This window comes from Pseudonocardia nantongensis (genome assembly GCF_046546495.1).
Taxonomy (GTDB): domain Bacteria; phylum Actinomycetota; class Actinomycetes; order Mycobacteriales; family Pseudonocardiaceae; genus Pseudonocardia; species Pseudonocardia nantongensis.
In genome coordinates this window covers 386,841-404,401 of sequence record NZ_JBKGXT010000001.1, presented here as the reverse complement: position 1 = coordinate 404,401, position 17,561 = coordinate 386,841, and the positions used below count along the sequence as shown (strand labels likewise).

At 75.6% G+C, this 17,561-nt stretch carries 13 protein-coding genes and 1 pseudogene; all 14 read right to left on the bottom strand.

Annotation, left to right across the window (positions count from 1 at the left end):
- Positions 1-6 precede the first annotated feature (6 nt).
- The gene (ribD, locus tag ACLFMI_RS01760) at positions 7-1,032 is read right to left on the bottom strand and encodes a bifunctional diaminohydroxyphosphoribosylaminopyrimidine deaminase/5-amino-6-(5-phosphoribosylamino)uracil reductase RibD (RefSeq protein WP_410945944.1); all 1,026 of its coding nucleotides are present in this window, start codon (positions 1,030-1,032) and stop codon (positions 7-9) included.
- A 58-nt stretch (positions 1,033-1,090) separates the two neighbouring features.
- Entirely contained in the window at positions 1,091-1,786 is a 696-nt protein-coding gene (gene rpe / locus ACLFMI_RS01755; RefSeq protein ID WP_410945943.1) for a ribulose-phosphate 3-epimerase, read from the bottom strand.
- A gap of 99 nt (positions 1,787-1,885) precedes the next feature.
- A pseudogene (locus tag ACLFMI_RS01750) lies at positions 1,886-3,337 on the bottom strand (RsmB/NOP family class I SAM-dependent RNA methyltransferase); the annotation flags it as partial.
- Positions 3,338-3,818: 481 nt separating this feature from the next.
- Positions 3,819-4,751 (bottom strand): methionyl-tRNA formyltransferase, encoded by a 933-nt coding sequence (locus ACLFMI_RS01745; protein WP_410945903.1) that lies wholly within the window; start codon positions 4,749-4,751, stop codon positions 3,819-3,821.
- Positions 4,748-5,296: a peptide deformylase gene (gene def / locus ACLFMI_RS01740; RefSeq protein ID WP_410945902.1), complete on the bottom strand. Its 549-nt coding sequence runs from the start codon at positions 5,294-5,296 to the stop codon at positions 4,748-4,750. Before def ends, ACLFMI_RS01745 begins: the two co-directional genes overlap by 4 nt.
- A 128-nt stretch (positions 5,297-5,424) precedes the next feature.
- The gene (locus ACLFMI_RS01735; RefSeq protein ID WP_410945901.1) at positions 5,425-7,554 is read right to left on the bottom strand and encodes a primosomal protein N'; all 2,130 of its coding nucleotides are present in this window, start codon (positions 7,552-7,554) and stop codon (positions 5,425-5,427) included.
- 252 nt (positions 7,555-7,806) lie between these two features.
- Positions 7,807-9,009, bottom strand: coding sequence for a methionine adenosyltransferase (gene metK / locus ACLFMI_RS01730; protein WP_410945900.1), 1,203 nt, complete (start codon positions 9,007-9,009; stop codon positions 7,807-7,809).
- Positions 9,010-9,617: 608 nt separating this feature from the next.
- A complete protein-coding gene (locus ACLFMI_RS01725) occupies positions 9,618-9,911 on the bottom strand; it encodes a hypothetical protein (protein WP_410945899.1) in 294 nt (97 codons plus the stop codon).
- Positions 9,912-10,007: 96 nt separating this feature from the next.
- Positions 10,008-11,237 carry a bifunctional phosphopantothenoylcysteine decarboxylase/phosphopantothenate--cysteine ligase CoaBC gene (coaBC, locus tag ACLFMI_RS01720; RefSeq protein ID WP_410945898.1) on the bottom strand — a complete coding sequence of 410 codons (1,230 nt, stop codon included), beginning with the start codon at positions 11,235-11,237 and terminating at the stop codon, positions 10,008-10,010.
- Positions 11,238-11,248: 11 nt separating this feature from the next.
- On the bottom strand, positions 11,249-11,515 hold the full coding sequence (rpoZ, locus tag ACLFMI_RS01715) for a DNA-directed RNA polymerase subunit omega (protein WP_085913899.1): 267 nt from the start codon (positions 11,513-11,515) through the stop codon (positions 11,249-11,251).
- 36 nt (positions 11,516-11,551) lie between these two features.
- Positions 11,552-12,145, bottom strand: a complete 594-nt coding sequence (gene gmk, locus ACLFMI_RS01710; protein WP_410945897.1) for a guanylate kinase — start codon at positions 12,143-12,145, stop codon at positions 11,552-11,554.
- A gap of 34 nt (positions 12,146-12,179) precedes the next feature.
- The gene (gene mihF, locus ACLFMI_RS01705; protein ID WP_410945896.1) at positions 12,180-12,494 is read right to left on the bottom strand and encodes an integration host factor, actinobacterial type; all 315 of its coding nucleotides are present in this window, start codon (positions 12,492-12,494) and stop codon (positions 12,180-12,182) included.
- A gap of 550 nt (positions 12,495-13,044) precedes the next feature.
- Entirely contained in the window at positions 13,045-13,878 is an 834-nt protein-coding gene (pyrF, locus tag ACLFMI_RS01700) for an orotidine-5'-phosphate decarboxylase (protein ID WP_410945895.1), read from the bottom strand.
- Positions 13,875-17,258, bottom strand: a complete 3,384-nt coding sequence (carB, locus tag ACLFMI_RS01695; protein WP_410945894.1) for a carbamoyl-phosphate synthase large subunit — start codon at positions 17,256-17,258, stop codon at positions 13,875-13,877. Before carB ends, pyrF begins: the two co-directional genes overlap by 4 nt.
- Positions 17,259-17,561 lie beyond the last annotated feature (303 nt).

The following is a 17,561-nucleotide window of genomic DNA, read 5'->3' as shown; positions in this document are numbered from 1 at the left end:
CTTCCGTCACCAGACGCTCCCGCCGACGCCGGGCACGTCCTGCCCGGCCGCCGGTCGCGCGTCGATCACCACGTCTGCGCCGACGCGGCGGACCTCGTCGACGTCCAACCGCACGATGTCCGCGATCGTTCCCACCCCGGCGGCGCCGAGCGCGTGCGGGCCGGCCCCGAGCAGCGCCGGGGCCAGGTGCAGCAGCACCCGGTCCACCAGCCCGGCCGCCACGAAGGCACCGGCCAGGGTCGGCCCGCCCTCCAGCAGCACGTCCACCAGGTCACGTCCGGTGAGCACGTCCATCACCTCGCCCGGATCACGGGTCCTCAGGTGCAGCACAGCGTCCCCGCCGGTGAGCCGGGAGCCGGGCGGGACGTCCCGGTGCCCGACCACCACGCGCAACGGCTGGTGCTCGTGCAGCGAGCCGTCCGGACGGCGGGCGGTCAGTGCCGGGTCGTCGGCGAGAACGGTACCCGTGCCCGCGATGATCGCGTCCATTCTGCGGCGCAGGTCATGCACCTCGGCGCGCGCCTCCGGACCGGTGATCCACCGGCTGGTGCCGTCGGCGGCCGCGACCCGGCCGTCGAGGGTGCCGGCGACCTTCCAGGTGACGTGCGGCCGGCCGGTGCGCTGGCGGTGCAGCCAGCCGCGCAGCGGGCCGCGGGCGACCTCGTCGGCGAGCACCCCGAGCCTGGTCGCGACGCCGGCGGCGCGCAGCCGTTCCCGCCCGCCCGCGGCGACCGGGTTCGGGTCGGCCAGCGCGGCGTGCACCACGGCGATCCCGGCCCCGATCAGGGCGTCCACGCAGGGTGCGGTGCGGCCGTGGTGGTCGCACGGCTCCAGGGTGACCACGGCGGTGCCGCCGTGGGCACGCTCTCCCGCCTCGGCCAGCGCCACCCGCTCGGCGTGCGGTCCACCCGGCGGTGCGGTGGCGCCGACACCCACGACCCGGCCCCCGGCGTCCAGGATCACGCAGCCGACGGCGGGGTTCGGGCTGGTCCGGCCGTGCGCGGCCGCCGACACGGCCAGCGCCCGGCGCATCGCCTCCTCGGCGGTGACCGGGCCCGGGCCGGCCGGCGCGGTCACCGTCCGGGTCCGGTCACGACGACCACCGGTGCGGGTTCGTGCGCCGCACCGAGTCGCGCAGCGCCTCGACCGCACGGCCGGGGTCGTCGGCGCCGTAGACGGCGGAGCCGGCGACGAAGCAGTCGACGCCCGCCTCGGCCGCCTGCTCGATCGTGTCGGCGTTGATCCCGCCGTCGATCTCGACGAGCAGTCGCAGGTGGCCGGTGTCGATCGACCGCCGGGCGGCCCGGACCTTGTCTAGGACCTCGGGGATGAAGCTCTGACCGCCGAAGCCGGGCTCGACGCTCATCACCAGCAGCGTGTCGTAGTGCGCGAGCAGCTCGACGTACGGGTCGAGCGGGGTGTTCGGCTTGATCGACAGCCCGGCGAGCGCGCCGGCCGCGCGCAGGTTCCGGGCGAGCATCACCGGGTCGTGCGCGGCCTCGACGTGCACGGTGACGTTGCGGGCGCCGGCCTCGGCGTAACCGGGGGCCCAGCGGTCCGGATCCTCGATCATCAGGTGGCAGTCGAGCGGGATGTCGGTGGCCGCGCGCAGGCTCTGCACCACCGGCAGGCCGATGGTCAGGTTCGGCACGAAGTGCGCGTCCATGACGTCGACGTGCAGCCAGTCCGCACCGCCCGCGGCGCCGTCGGCGTCGCCACGGGCGACCGCGGCGGCCTCCTCGCCGAGGCGCGCGAAGTCGGCCGACAGGATGCTGGGCGCGATCATCGGGTGCACGTGCGCAGGCTACTTCTCCGACCTGCGCGGCCCCGCACCCGTGGGTGGGTGCGCCGTCACACCCGGCCGGGGTGCGACGGCCGCCGCGGTTCAGCCGCGCGGTCTGCGCAGCAGGGCCAGGTACATCGCGTCGGTGCCGTGCCGGTGCGGCCACAGCTGCAGGGCCGGGCCCTCGCCGAGCCCGGGCATGTCCGGGGGCAGGTAGGCGCGCGCGTCCAGCTGCTCGACGGCGCCGGCCGGTCCTGGCCGACCCTCCCGCCCGACGATACGGCCGACCACGCCCGCGGTCTCCGACACGTGCGGCGAGCAGGTGGCGTAGGCGACGACGCCACCGGGCCGGACGTACCGCAGGGCGGCGACGAGCAGCTCCCGCTGCAGCCGGGTCAGCGCAGCGGTGTCCTCCGGGCGCCGGCGCCAGCGCGCCTCCGGCCTGCGGCGCAGCGCACCCAGTCCGGTGCACGGCGCGTCGACCAGAACCCGGTCGAACCCGCCCTCGGGCAGCGGGGCCTCCCGGCCGTCCGCGACGTGCACGGTCACCGGGAGCTCGCCGGTGGCGCGGCGCACCAGATCGGCGCGGTGCTCGCTGGACTCGACGGCGTCCAGGGTGCCGCCCTCGATCGCGACCAGCCCGCCCAGCAGCGACGCCTTGCCGCCCGGTCCGGCGCACAGGTCCAGCCAGCGGCCGGTGTCCTCGCCGAGCAGCTCGGCCCGGGCCAGCGCGGTGGCGACCAGCTGGCTGCCCTCGTCCTGCACGACGGCGAGTCCCTCCGCGACCGCGTCGAGCTCGCCGACGTCGCCGCCGCCCGGCTCCAGGTGCACGCCGTAGGGCGACCACGGTGCCTCCTCGCCGCCAGTGGCCAGCGCCAGCTCCTCGGCCGAGATCTCGCCGGGGCGGGCGAGCAGGTGCACCTGCGGGCGGGTGTCGTCGGCCGCCAGCGCGGCGACCAGCTCGTCCCCGGTCTCGCCGAGGGCGTCGGCGAACGCCTGCGCGATCCACCGCGGGTGGGCGTGCCGCAGCGCGGCGCTGCCGACCGGGTCCTCCGCCGGGTCCGGGGCGAGCCGGTCCAGCCACTGCGCCTCGTCGTGCTCGCCGATCCGGCGCAGCACGGCGTTGACGAACCCGGCCGACTGCGACCCGTGGTCGCCCCGGACGAGCTCGACGCAGGTCGAGACGGCCGCGTGGTCCGGGACGCGGGTCCGCAGCAGCTGGTAGGCGCCCAGCCGCAGCGCGTCCAGCAGCGGGTGTTCGATCTTGCTGAGCGGTCGGTCGGTGCAGGCGTCGATGACGGCGTCGAGCAGACCCTGGGCGCGCAGCGTGCCGTAACCGAGCTCGGTCGCCAGTGCCGCGTCACGGTCCCGCAACCCGTGCCGGCGCAGGATGCCGGGCAGCGCGAGGTTGGCGTAGGCGTCCCGCTCGCGGACCGCGGTCAGCAGGTCGTAGGCGGCCTGCCGGGGCGGATCGGCCGCCGGGGGCCGGCCAGGGCCGACCCGGCCGCGCGGCGGGCCGGCGTTGCGCGGGCCCGCGGACGCGTGCCGGTCCCGGGAGCGGTCGCCGCCCCGGGGGCCGCGGTCGTGCCGGTCGCCGTCCCGTGGCCGGTCGCGGTGGCCGCCGTCCCGGCGCGGCTCGCGGTCCCGGCGGGGGCGCTCGTCGTCCCGGCCACGGTCCGCACGGTCGTTCCACCCGCCGCCGCGGCGGGGACCGCGCTCACCCGGACCGCCGCGGCGCTCCGGGCGGGCGACGTCACCGCCGGAGCGGGAGTGGCTGGGCCGGTCGCCGTGGTCCGAGCGGTCGTCGCGGCGCGGCCGGTCGTCCCGGCGCCCGCGGCCACCGGCGTGCCGGCCGTCCCGCGGACGACCTCCGGAGCCGCCGTCGCGGTCCCGGCCCGCGCCGCGCCGCTCGTCGTCCGGGCGGGGGTTCTGCTCACTCACGTCGTCTCCTCGGCGGTCCACCCGCCACGGCCCGGTAGCTCCCGGCCGCCTTCGCTCGCCTCGTCGTCCGGCCCGACCGGCTCGCCGATCCGGGTCACGTCAGGTACTCCCCGGCCTCGATCCGGGCGCCGCGGGCCCAGTCCGGCGCCGGAATCAGACGCTTGCCGACCGGCTTCACCTCGCCCAGCTCGACCGGGACCGTCGCCGTGCCGAGCAGCACCCGGCGACGTTCCACTCGCAGCTCGCCGGCGGCCAGCTCGACCTCGCCGGTACGCAGCGGCCGGACCGGCCCCAGCCCGAGCCGTTCCGCACGGAACTCGCACCACGCCCCGGGCTCCGGGGTCACCGACCGAACCAGCCGGTCCAGCGCCGCAGCCGGCGTGCCGGGGTCCACCCGGGCGTCGGCCGGGGTGACCTTCGGTGCCGTCGACACCCCTTCGGCGGGCTGCGGCACGGCCTGCACGGTGCCGTCCTCGATGCCGTCCAGGGTCGCGGAGAGCAGCGCGGCCCCGGAGTCCGCGAGCCGGGCGAGCAACGCGCCCGCGGTGTCGCAGGCCCCGATCGACTCGGTCACGACGCCGTAGGTCGGGCCGGTGTCCATGCCCTCCTCGAGCCGGAAGGTGGTGGCGCCGGTGACGTCGTCGCCGTGCCGGATCGCGGCCTGCACGGGGGCCGCACCGCGCCACGCGGGCAGCAACGAGAAGTGCAGGTTGACCCAGCCGTGCGCGGGCACGTCGAGCACCGGCCGGGGCAGCAGCGCCCCGTACGCGACGACCGGGGCGCAGTCCGGCGCGAGCTCGTGCAGCGCGGCCAGGAAGTCGGGCTCGGAGGGCTTCGCGGGCGTCAGCACCGGCACGCCGGCCTCGTCGGCGAGCGCCCCGACCGGGGAACGGGTGAGCCGGCGACCGCGGCCGGACGGCGCGTCCGGCCGGGTCAGGACCGCGACGACCTCGTGCCGCGGCGAGTCCAGCAACGCGCGCAGCGACGGCACCGCCGGATCCGGGGTGCCGGCGAACAGCAGCCTCATCGGGCCTTGCCGAACAGCGGGTGCGGGCTGACCTTGACCACCGGCTCCGGCTCCCCGAACCAGGCGGCCTCGCGGATCTCGCGCATCGCCTGCTTGCGGGTCTCGGCGTCCAGCCGGTCGACGAACAGCACGCCGTCGAGGTGGTCGGTCTCGTGCTGGATCGCCCGGGCCAGCAGGTCCGAGCCCTCCACGGTGACCGGCTCGCCGTGGGAGTCCCAGCCGCGGGCGACCACCCGCAGCTTGCGCCGGCAGTCCCAGCCGAGCCCGGGGATGGACAGGCAGCCCTCCGGCCCGACCTGGTCCTCCTCTCCCACGGCCTCCCAGGCCGGGTTGACCAGGTGCCCGGAGAAGCCGTCGCAGTCGTAGACGAACACCCGTGCCCCGACGCCGATCTGCGGCGCGGCCAGGCCGGCACCGCCCTCGTCGTGCATGGTGTCGGTGAGATCGGCGACCAGCTTGCGCAGCTCCGCGTCGAAGTCGGTCACCTCGGTGGCGCGGGTGCGGAGCACGGGGTCGCCGAACAGCCGGACGGGCTGGATGGGCACGGGTCTCCTCGCAGATGACGTTCGCCGAACCCCGGTCGGGGCGGGGCGCACCATTGTGCCACCGCGCCACCGGCCCGGACCGGCCCCCGGCGAGCGGCGACGCGCGTGTCCCGCGGCCCGGTCCGGCGTCAGTCGATCTCCTGCGGGTCCAGCCGCACCCGCACGGTCTCCGTGGCCTTGCGCGCGGTCCGCAACGCCTGCGCGTCGTGCAGCGCCGCGGCAAGCCGCCGCCCGGCCGGGCGCGGCACCCGCAGCAGCGCCCGTTCCCGGATCCCGGGGTCGGCGGCACCGGGCCGCTCCGGTGGGTCGATCTCCACCGGTCCGAGCAGCTCGACACCGTCCGGCGGGTAGCGGTCCGGGTCGAGCACGGCGTCGCACAGCTCGGCGACCGCGTCCGGCGGACCTTCCACGGCCGCCATCCGCACGGCCGGCGGGAACCCGACCTCGGCACGCGCGGCCAGCTCGGACTCGGCGTGCCCGGCCGGGTCCCACCGGACCAGCGCCTGCACCGTCGGGATCGCCGAGTCCGCGACGACGACGACCCGGCCGCCCTCGGCGTGCGGGACCACCCCGGCCGCGGCGGCGAACCAGCGGCGCAGTGTCTCCTCGGCGACCCGCAGGTCCGGCCGGGCCAGCATCGCCCAGCCGTCGAGCAGCAGCGCGGCGCCGTAGCCGCCGGCCGCCACCGGTTCCGCGCCGGGCGTGGCGACGACCAGCGCGGGCCCCTCCCCCGCCTCGTCGAGGACCGGCGCACCACCACCGGAGGTGCGCACCGGAACCCCGGGGAACGCGCGGCCCAGCTCCTCCGCGGTGCGCCCGGCCCCGATCACCCCGGCCCGCAACCGCCGGGACCCGCACTGCCCGCAGCGGAACCCGGGCTCGGCCCGGCCGCACCAGCGGCAGGCGGGCAGGCCCGCGGCGGCGTCGTCCGGCCCACCCCCGCGCGCGCCGGAGGGCCCAGCACCGGTGCGGGACGCGGCCGAGCCCGGCCGGGGCAGCCCGAGCGGGCCCGCGCAGTGCCGGCAGCGGGCCGCGTCCCGGCAGGTCGCGCAGGCCAGGAACGGCAGGTAGCCCGAGCGGGGCACCTGCACCAGCACCGGCCGGTCTGCCGCGACGGCCGCCCGGGCCGCCTCGAACGCCACCCCCGGGATCCGGGCCGCGCGCGCCGCCGGGTCGCGCACCAGCTGGGTGTCCGACTCGCCGATGGCGGTGACCCGTGGCGCGCGCTCCCGCACGGTGGCCCGGTCCGCGACGACCGGGCTGGCCCAGCGGGCGTCGACCAGCATCTGCGCCTCGGCGGTCCGGGCGAACCCGGCCACCAGCACCGCCGCGCCCTCCCGGTGCGCCCGCAGCACCAGCACGTCACGGACCTGCGGGTACGGGGCGCGGGGCTCGACGTGCGAGTCGTCACCGTCGTCCCAGACGGCCAGCAGCCCGAGCTCACCGAGCGGTGCGAACGCCGCCGACCGTGTCCCGACCACGACCCGGACACCGCCCCGGCGCACCGCCAGCCAGCGCCGGTAGCGCTCGGCCGGGCCGAGCTCGGCGGTCAGCGCGACGACGGCGTCGTCGCCGAGCAGCGCGGCGCACGCGGTGTGCAACCGGTCGACGTCGCGCTGGTCGGGCACCACCACCAGCGCCGACCGGCCGGCGGTCCGGGTCGCCGCGGCGGCCTCGGCGAGCCGGACCGGCCAGTCCTCGCCGGGCAGCGCCTGCCACACGGCGTGCGCGGCGCGGCCGCCGGCGAGCGCGTCCAGCAGGGCGGCGCCCCGCGGGTAGGCCGCCCAGCCGCTCCGGTCCGGCGCGGACACGTCCTCGTCCGCGCGGTCCCGGGGCTTCTCCGACTCGACCCGGGCGTGCCGCGCCGGGACCGCGAGCCGCAGGACGTCGGCGAGCACGCCGCCGTAGCGGTCCGCGACCGCGCGGGCCAGCCCGGCCACCTCCGCGGTCAGCACCGGCTCGGCGGAGACGACCTTGTCCACCCAGGCGAGCTTCCCGCCGTGCGCGGAGTCCTCGGCGCGCTCCAGCAGGAAGCCGTCGACCATCCGCCCGGCGAACCGGACACGGATCCGCACGCCGGGCACGGCGGCCTCGTCGAGGTGGGTGGGCACCCGGTAGTCGAAGGGCCGGTCCAGGTGCGGCAGCGGCACGTCGACGACGACCCGCGCCACCGGCAGCACCGCGGCCGGCTTCCACTCGCCGCGGTCCCGCGGGGCACGCCGGGCACGGGGCGCGGTGCGGGGGGCCGGGGTGCTCACGCCCAGGGTCTATCAGACGCCACCGACGTACCCCGATGCGACGGCCCGTCCGGTGTCCCGAGGGGCGACCCGGTCTCCGCCGGAGCCCCGAGGGTGCCCCTCGCAGCGAGGGGACCAAGCGGGGAGGCCCGAGGCCGGGAGGACCGGAGCCACGGGGGCGGCCCGGGAGGACGAGCCACGGGGCCGGGGCCGGAGACACCTGTGGCCGGGTCCGTCGCGGGACGGACCCGGCCACAGGGCTGCAGCGAGGGGTCAGTTCGCGGCGAGGGACTTCAGCGCGTCCGCCCGGGAGGTGTCCTCCCACGGCAGGTCGACGTCGGTCCGGCCGAAGTGACCGTAGGCCGCGGTCGGCGCGTAGATCGGCCGCAGCAGCTTCAGGTCGCGGACGATCGCGGCCGGGCGGAGGTCGAAGACCTCGTTGATCGCCGACTGGATCTTGGCCGGGTCCACGTTCTCGGTGCCGAAGGTCTCGACGAACAGCCCGACCGGGGCTGCCTTGCCGATCGCGTAGGCGACCTGGACCTCGGCCCGGCCGGCCAGGCCGGCGGCGACGACGTTCTTCGCCACCCAGCGCATGGCATACGCCGCGGAGCGGTCCACCTTCGACGGGTCCTTGCCGGAGAAGGCGCCGCCGCCGTGCCGGCCCATGCCGCCGTAGGTGTCGACGATGATCTTCCGGCCGGTGAGGCCGGCGTCACCCATCGGCCCGCCCAGCACGAACCGGCCGGTCGGGTTCACCAGCAGCTTCGGCTGCGCCGGGTCCCAGCCGAGCGCCTCCACCTCGGGGGTGACGACGTGCTTGAGGATGTCCGGGGTGAGCATCCCGTCGAGATCGACGTCGGCGGCGTGCTGCGAGGACAGCACGACCGTGTCGAGACGGGCCGGCTTGTCGCCCTCGTAGTCGATGGTGACCTGGGTCTTCCCGTCGGCGCGCAGGTAGGGCAGCGTGCCGTTCTTGCGGACCTCGGTCAGCCGGCGCGACAGCCGGTGCGCGAGCGCGATCGGCAGCGGCATGAGCTCCGGGGTGTCCTCGCAGGCGTACCCGAACATCATGCCCTGGTCGCCTGCACCCTGCTTGGCGATCTCGTCCTCGGCGGACTCGACGCGCTTCTCGTACGCGGTGTCGACGCCCTGGGCGATGTCCGGGGACTGCGCACCGATGGCGACGTTGACGCCACAGGACGCCCCGTCGAAGCCCTTCGCCGACGAGTCGTACCCGATCTCCAGGATCCGCTCGCGGACGATCTTCGGGATCTCCACGTAGGCGTTGGTCGTGACCTCACCGGCGACGTGCACCTGGCCGGTCGTCACCAGCGTCTCGACCGCGACGCGGCTGCTCGGATCCTGCTCGAGCATCGCGTCGAGGATCGAGTCGCTGATCGCGTCGCAGATCTTGTCGGGATGACCCTCGGTCACCGACTCGCTCGTGAACAGGCGTCGGCTCGTGTTCGACACGCGCTGAATCTCCATCCGGTTGACGTCACTGGCTCCGCGCGGGCATTGCTGCGACCGCGCTCGTGCGGGCCGATCCGAGAATCGGTTCGACCTCTGGCTGGCCACCCTAGTCCAGATCGGGGCCCCGTACGGGACGGCACATGACGAAACTCGCACACACAGCGTCATTTCGCCCCGAATCTCGGCTACCGAGCGTCGCTGGATGGGGTGATTGACGCGCCGGTCACGAATCGGTCGCGCCGCCACTCGTTGGGCGGTGCAGGAACCCCCGCCCGTCCGGGCCGGGGGCCACGGACCAGTACGAACGCGGCGGCTTCCCCGGCTGCCACCCCGGCACGGAGGTTGCCCACCATGAAGCCGAACCCCCGGCGGATCACCGCCATCCTCGGCGCCCTGGCGATCGCGGGCGTCACCGCCACCGGTGTGATTGCCGGCACTGCATCGGCGGCCGGAACCGGCACCTGCACCTCGAGCGTCAACGTCCGCTCGGAGCCCAGCGAGACCGCCCCGATCGTCGGCGTCTGCGAGCGCGGCGAGTCCACCTCGGTCGGCTCGACCGACGGCGAGTTCGTGGAGCTCCCCGAGTTCGGCGGCTGGGCCGTCGCGGACTACGTCTCCACCTCGTCGAGCGCGCCGTCGAACACGACCGACGGCACCGAGTCCGACGACGAGCTCTCCCCCAGCAGCTCCGCCCCGAGCACCTCGTCTCCCAGCAGCTCGTCTCCCAGCAGCTCGTCCCCCAGCAGCTCGTCCCCCAGCAGCTCGGAGCCGTCGTCGACCCCGTCCCCGAGCGCCGACGACGAGGGCACCGGCTCGGACCCGTCCTCCTCGCCGTCCGGCGAGGAGAGCGCCGAGCGGTCCGGCAGCTCGACGGCACCGAGCTCGTCGGCCGAGCGCAGCACGACGGAGGACTTCTTCTCCGACGAGGGCTGATTCCGACGACGACGGCGGCGCCCGCCCCGATCCCGGGACGGGCGCCGTTCGCCTGGAGCAGGGGCTCAGGACAGGCGGGCGGCCACCGCGTCCCACACCCGGGACGCGAGCAGTGCCTTGGAGCCGTTCGGGAGTTCTTCCTCACCGCCGTCGGCACCGAGCAGCCAGCCGGCGTTGTCGCCGACCTCGAACGCCTTGCCGTCCCCGACGGCGTTGACGATCAGCAGGTCACAGCCCTTGCGGGCGAGCTTGGCACGGCCGTGGTGCAGCACGTCACCGTCGGCGTCACCGGTCTCGGCGGCGAACCCGACGACGACCTGGTCGGGCCGGGCGCGGTCGCGGACCAAGCCGGCCAGGATGTCCGGGTTCTGGGCGAGCCGCAGCGGTGCGGGCTCGTCGTCCCCACGCTTGATCTTGTCGGCGACCTGCTCCACCGGCCGGAAGTCGGCGACGGCGGCGGCCATCACGACGGCGTCGGCGGTCGCGGCGGCCGCGCGGACGGCGGTCTGCATCCCGGTCGCGGTGCCGGCGGAGACCATCTCCACGCCGGCCGGGACGCCCAGGTCGGCGGTGCTCCCGGCGACCAGGGTCACCCGCGCGCCGCGCTGCGCGGCCACCCGGGCCAGCGCCCAGCCCTGCCGCCCGGACGAGCGGTTGCCCAGGAACCGGACCGGGTCCAGCGGCTCGCGGGTCCCGCCGGCGCTGACGACGACGTGCCGTCCCGCCAGGTCACGGGGCAGCGCGTCCGGGCGTTCCAGCAGCAGCCGGGAGAGGTCGAAGATCTCGGCCGGGTCCGACAGCCGCCCCTTGCCGGTGTCCGAGCCGGTGAGCCGGCCGGACGCGGGCTCCAGGACGACGGTGCCGCGGGAGCGCAGCAGCGCCACGTTGTCCCGGGTGGCGGGGTGCTCCCACATCTCGGTGTGCATCGCCGGGGCCAGCAGCACCGGGCAGCGGGCGGTGAGCAGCGCGGCGGTGAGCAGGTCGTCGGAGCGGCCGTGCGCCATCCGCGCCATCAGGTCCGCGGTGGCCGGCGCCACGACGACCAGGTCGGCCCGCTGACCGAGCGCGACGTGCGGCACGTGCGGCACGTCGTCGAACACCCCGGTGGCCACCGGCCGGCCGGACAGTGCCTCGAAGGTGGCGGCGCCGACGAACTTCAGCGCGGACTCGGTGGGCAGCACCCGCACGGCGTGCCCGGACTCGGTCAGCCGCCGCAGCAGCTCCGCGCTCTTGTAGGCCGCGATCCCGCCGGAGACGCCGAGCAGGACCTCGGGGAGCGTGCTGGGGTCGGGCATCGGTGCCGGTGCTACTCGCCCTCGGTGTGCTCGAGCATGCCGGACTGGATCTCGCGCATGGCGATCGACAGCGGCTTCTCGCGCGGGCCCGGCTCGACCAGCGGCCCCACGTACTCCAGGAGGCCCTCGCCGAGCTGGGAGTAGTAGTCGTTGATCTGGCGGGCGCGCTTGGCCGCGTAGATGACCAGCGCGTACTTCGAGCTGACCTGGCTGAGCAGGTCGTCGATCGGGGGGTAGGTGATGCCCTCGGGGGCGGTGGTGCCGGTCGGTGTGCTCACGTACTCACTCCTGAAGCGGAAGGGGGACCGGGGCCATCAGACGGCGTTGCGGTCGACCGCCAATGCTACCAACCGGCCGATCACGGCCTGCAGGTCGTCGTTGACGACGACCACGTCGAACTCCTGCTGCGCGCCCATCTCCTCGATGGCGGTGCGCAGCCGGCGCTGCCGCTGCTCCGGGGTGTCGGTGCCGCGATCGGTGAGCCGGCGGGCCAGCTCCTCCATCGACGGCGGTGCGACGAACACGGTGACCGCCTCCGGCAGCACCCGCTTCACCGAGCGGGCGCCCTGCAGATCGACCTCCACCAGGACCGGTCGGCCCGCGTCGAGGGCCTCCTCCACGGGGGCACGGGGGGTGCCGGAGCGCTGCAGCCCGGCGTGCACCTCGGCCCACTCCAGCAGCTCGCCGCGCTCGATCAGCGCGTCGAACCCGGCCCGGTCGACGAAGTGGTAGTCCCGGCCGTCGACCTCACCCGGCCGGGCGGGCCGGGTGGTGGCCGACACGCTGAACCGCAGCTCCGGCAACGCCGCGCGCAGCCCCGCGACCACGCTGCTCTTCCCCACCCCGGACGGCCCGGCCAGGACCAGCAGGCGGCCGCGGGCCGGGCGTCCGGTCCCGTCGGTGGGCACAGCGGTGGAAGATCCGGTCACAGGGGCCGCCGGATCAGCTCGGGTAGCGCTCGAGGAGCGCCTTGCGCTGACGCTCGCCGAGACCGCGCAGCCGGCGGCTGGACGCGATCTCCAGCTCCTCCATGATCTGCTGGGCGCGGACCTTGCCGACGTTCGGCAGCGCCTCGAGCAGCGCCGAGACCTTCATCTTGCCGAGCACCTCGTCGGTCTCCGCCTGCTTGAGCACCTCCTCGAGGGTGGTGCCTCCGCGCTTGAGTCGGTCCTTCAGCTCGGCCCGGGCCCGGCGCGCGGCCGCGGCCTTCTCCAACGCTGCGGCGCGCTGTTCCTCGGTCAGCTGGGGAAGGGCCACGGTGTTCCTCCGTACTCTCCGTGTCGTCCCCGCCACCGGATCGGTGGCGGCGGTCGGGTGGGTGGGTCGCACCGACCCGTCCGGGGGACCACCCCCGGCTTCGCGACGAACGTACCCACGACCTGCACGGGCGCGCCAATGGGGGTCCCACCACCGGATTCGTCGCCCGGAAGGTGATCATGGGCACGCCGGGACACGGCGCGTCGGGTGCCACCGGGCGCACCACGATGTGAGGTCGGCGCAGGACCCGACCCGGCGGGCGTTGCGCACCCGTCCGGTACGCGCCCGGCGGCGGTCCCGCTGCGCCCGGGGTCGCCGGCCCGGCGGGGCGACCGCACGGCGCGCGCCGACCCTCCCCCGGCGCCCCGCAGCGAAGCACCGGCGCCCCGGCGCGCGCAGATGCCCCGGGCCCCGACACCGCCGTGCCCACGGCGCCGCCGGTGTCCCGAGGGGCACCCTCGCCTCTACCGGGGCCCCAAGTTGCCCCTCGGAGCCGCTGGGCGGGCCCGGGGGCCGGGAGCCGAGCCCGAGAGGGGCCGGGCGGCCGGGGTCAGCGCGAGCCGGCGTGGGCCGAGGCGAGGGCGTCGGCGAGGGTACGGGCGGCGTCCCGCAGCGCGACCGGGTCCGGCCCGGCTGCGAGCACCGAACGCGCCGCGACCGGTAGCACCGGGCCCGTGGTGCCGGCGAACCGGGCGACGACGTCGGCCGGCGTGGCGCCCTGCGCGCCCAGCCCGGGCACCAGGACCGGCCCGTGCAGCGTGGACAGGTCCAGACCGTGTTCGTGCGTCCCGCCGACGACGACGCCGACGTCCCCGCAGTCCGGCGTCCCGGCGTTGCGGGCTGCCGCGGCATCGACCATCGCCTGCGCCACGGACACCCCGCCGGACTCGGCCAGCTGGACCGGGGCACCCTCCGGATTGGACGTGCGGGCCAGCACGAACACCCCGCGCCCGGCCTCCCGGGCGGCACTGAACGCCGGCTCCAGCGCGCCGAAGCCCAGGTACGGCGACAGGGTCAGCGCATCCGCCCCGAGCGGCGCACCGACCCGCAGGTAGGCGTCCGCGTAGCCGTCCATGGTCGAGCCGATGTCGCCGCGCTTGGCGTCCAGCAGGGTCAGCGTCGAGGACTGCGCGAACCCGGCCAGCAACCGTTCCAGCACCGCGATCCCGGCCGCGCCGTGCCGCTCGAAGAAGGCCGACTGCGGCTTCACGACCGCCACCGAACCGGCGAACCCGGTCAGGCAGGCATCGGCGAACCGGGCCAGGCCGTCGGCGTCGTCGGTCAGGCCCCACTTCGCGAGCAGCGCCGGATGCGGGTCGACGCCGGCGCAGAGCGGGCCCGACTCCCGCACCGCGCCGAGCAGCCGGACCCCGAACCCGGTCACGACCCGGACCGCGGTGCCGCCGGGGCGGTCTCCGACCGCGGTACCGCCGGGGCGGTCTCCGACCGCAGGGCCGCGTGCGCCTGCTGCAGCGACCGGACGCCGAGCCCGCCCGAGGCCAGCGCCTCGATGCCCTGCACGGCGGCCGCGGCGCCCTGCACCGTGGTGATGCACGGCACCCCGCGGGAGACCGCGGCGGCCCGGATCTCGTAGCCGTCCACCCGCGGGCCGGCCTGCCCGACCGGCGTGTTGACGATCAGGTCGACGTCGCCGGCCAGGATCGTGTCCACGATCGTCGGGGTCTCCTTGGACGAGCCCTCGCTGTGCTTGCGCACGATCGTCGCGGGGATCCCGTTGCGGCGCAGCATCTCCGCCGTGCCCTCGGTGGCCAGCACCTCGAACCCGATGTCGGCGAGCCGGCGCACCGGGAACACCATCGCCCGCTTGTCCCGGTCGGCGATCGAGACGAACACCTTGCCCGCCGTCGGCAGCGATCCGTACGCGGCGGCCTGCGACTTCGCGAACGCCGGGCCGAACGCGGCGTCGAAACCCATCACCTCGCCGGTGGACTTCATCTCAGGGCCGAGCAGCGGGTCGACGCCCTGACCGGCGGCGTTGCGGAACCGGTTGAACGGCAGCACCGCCTCCTTGACCGCCACCGGCGCGTCCACCGGCGGTGTGCCGCCGTCCCCGCTCTCCGGCAGCAGGCCCTCGCTCCGCAGGTCCGCGATCGAGGCGCCGAGCATGATCCGGGCGGCGGCCTTGGCCAGCGGGACCGACGTCGCCTTGGACACGAACGGCACCGTCCGGGACGCCCGCGGGTTGGCCTCCAGCACGTAGAGCACGTCGCCGTGCAGCGCGTACTGCACGTTCAGCAGCCCGCGGACCCCGACGCCGTGCGCGATCCCGGCGGTGGCCTCCCGGACCTTGTCGAGCACCGAGCGGCCCAGGGTGATCGGCGGCAGCGCACACGACGAGTCGCCGGAGTGCACCCCGGCCTCCTCGATGTGCTCCATCACGCCGCCGAGGAAGACCTCCTCGCCGTCGCACAGCGCGTCGACGTCGATCTCGATGGCGTCGTCGAGGAACTTGTCGACCAGCACCGGGCGGTCCGGCGAGACGGTCGTCGCGCGGGCGATGTAGCCGGCCAACGTCGCCTCGTCGTAGACGATCTCCATGCCGCGCCCGCCGAGCACGTAGGACGGCCGCACCAGCACCGGGTAGCCGATCCGGGACGCGATCTCCCGGGCCCCGTCGAAGCTGGTGGCCATGCCGAAGTCCGGCGCGGGCAGCCCGGCCTTGCGGAGCACCTCGCCGAACGCGCCGCGGTCCTCGGCCAGGTCGATCGCCGCCGCTGAGGTCCCGACGACCGGCACCCCGGCCTCGGTGAGCCGCTGCGCCAGCCCGAGCGGCGTCTGCCCCCCGAGCTGCACGATGACCCCGGCGACCGTGCCGGACTCCTGCTCCGCGTGCACCACCTCGAGGACGTCCTCGAAGGTCAGCGGCTCGAAGTAGAGCCGGTCCGCGGTGTCGTAGTCGGTGGACACCGTCTCCGGGTTGCAGTTGACCATGACGGTCTCGAAGCCGGCAGTGTCGCTGTCCGGGGCGGAGTCGTCGGGAGCAGAGCGCAGCGCCAGCACCGCGTGCACGCAGGAGTAGTCGAACTCGATGCCCTGCCCGATCCGGTTCGGCCCGGATCCGAGGATGAGCACCTTCGGCTTCTCGGTCTGCGGTGCGATCTCGGACTCGGCCGACGGGTCGGTCTCGTAGGCCGAGTAGTGGTACGGCGTCTTCGCCGCGAACTCGGCGGCGCAGGTGTCGACCGTCTTGTAGACCGGCCGGATCCCGAGCCGGTGGCGCAGCGTGCGGACCCCGTCCTCGCCGGCGAACTCCGGCCGGATGACGGCGAGCTGCCGGTCCGACAGCCCGTACCGCTTCGCCCGCTGCAGCAGGCCGGCGTCGAGCACCGGCGCGGCCTCGATCTCCGCGCGGAGCTCGCCGAGCAGCGCGATCTGGTCGACGAACCACGGGTCGATGCCGGAGGCCTTGGCGACGTCGTCGACCGACTGGCCGCAGCGCAGCGCCCGCTCGACCTCGTAGATGCGACCGTCGACCGGGACGGTGTACTCGGGCTCGCCCTCCGGGTCGGGGGCGGTCCAGAACCCGGCCCGGGCCCGTTCCATCGATCGCAGCGCCTTGCCGAGCGCCTCCGGGAACGACCGGCCCAGCGCCATCGCCTCGCCGACCGACTTCATGGTCGTCGTCAGCTCGGGGTCGGCGCCGGGGAACTTCTCGAACGCGAACCGCGGGATCTTGACGGCGATGTAGTCCAGCGTCGGCTCGAACGCCGCGAGGGTCTCGCCGGTGATGTCGTTGCGGATCTCGTCGAGGGTGTAGCCGACCGCCAGCCGGGCCGCGATCTTCGCGATCGGGAACCCGGTGGCCTTCGACGCCAGCGCGCTCGACCGCGAGACACGCGGGTTCATCTCGATCACGACCAGCCGCCCGGTCTCCGGGTGGACCGCGAACTGGATGTTGCAGCCGCCGGTGTCCACCCCGACCGCGCGCAGCACCGCGACGCCGACGTCACGCATGTGCTGGTACTCGCGGTCGGTCAGCGTCATCGCGGGCGCGACGGTGATCGAGTCACCGGTGTGCACGCCCATCGGGTCGAGGTTCTCGATCGAGCAGACGACGACCACGTTGTCGTGGTGGTCGCGCATCAGCTCGAGCTCGTACTCCTTCCACCCGAGCACCGACTCCTCGATCAGCACCTCGGTGACCGGGGACGCGGCCAGGCCCGCGCCGGCCAGGCGCTCCAGCTCGTCGTCGGAGTGCGCCATGCCAGAGCCGAGCCCGCCCATGGTGAACGAGGGCCGGATGACGACCGGCAGGCCCAGCTCGCCGGTGGCCGCGCGGACCTCGTCCATCGAGTGGCAGACCCGCGAGCGCGGGACGTCGCCGCCCACGCCGGTCACGATGTCCTTGAACTTGAGCCGGTCCTCGCCGCGCTCGATGGCCTCGACGTCGGCCCCGATCAGCTCGACGCCGTAGCGTTCCAGGACCCCGTTCTCGTGCAGCGCGATCGCGGTGTTCAGCGCGGTCTGACCGCCCAGCGTCGCCAGGATCGCGTCCGGACGCTCGGCCGCGATGACCTTCTCGACGAACTCCGGGGTGATCGGCTCGACGTAGGTCGCGTCGGCGTACTCCGGGTCGGTCATGATCGTCGCCGGGTTGGAGTTGACCAGCGAGACCCGGATGCCCTCGGCCTGCAGGACCCGGCAGGCCTGGGTGCCGGAGTAGTCGAACTCGCAGGCCTGGCCGATGACGATCGGCCCGGAGCCGATCACCATCACGTGGCCGATGTCGTCGCGGCGCGGCATCAGTGGTCCTCCTGCCCGGTCCGGGCCTGCTCGTCGGACGGGTTCCGGGACGGGTCCCGCGGTGGGGCCGGTGGCCAGGGCCGGTCGTCGACCGGCCCGGCGCGGCCGGTCACCGGGTCCGCCTCGGGTGCGGCGGCGTCGTCCGCCACGTCCGGGTCGCCGTCGCCGGCGGGGGCCGGGTGCGCGGGCAGCCCGCTGTCCCGGCGCAACGCGTTCTCGATGTCGGAGAACGGCGCGGTCAGCGGGTCCGGCGTGCCCGGACGCCCGACGGCGGCCATCCGCCCGGTCGGTGGCTCGGCCGCC

Coding starts and splice junctions, on each gene's coding strand:
- ribD (WP_410945944.1), bottom strand. CDS start 1,032: ATGCGCCGGGCGCTGGCCGTGTCGGCGGCCGCGCACGGCCGGACCAGC.
- rpe (WP_410945943.1), bottom strand. CDS start 1,786: ATGATCGCGCCCAGCATCCTGTCGGCCGACTTCGCGCGCCTCGGCGAG.
- ACLFMI_RS01745 (WP_410945903.1), bottom strand. CDS start 4,751: ATGAGGCTGCTGTTCGCCGGCACCCCGGATCCGGCGGTGCCGTCGCTG.
- coaBC (WP_410945898.1), bottom strand. CDS start 11,237: ATGCCCGACCCCAGCACGCTCCCCGAGGTCCTGCTCGGCGTCTCCGGC.
- carB (WP_410945894.1), bottom strand. CDS start 17,258: ATGCCGCGCCGCGACGACATCGGCCACGTGATGGTGATCGGCTCCGGG.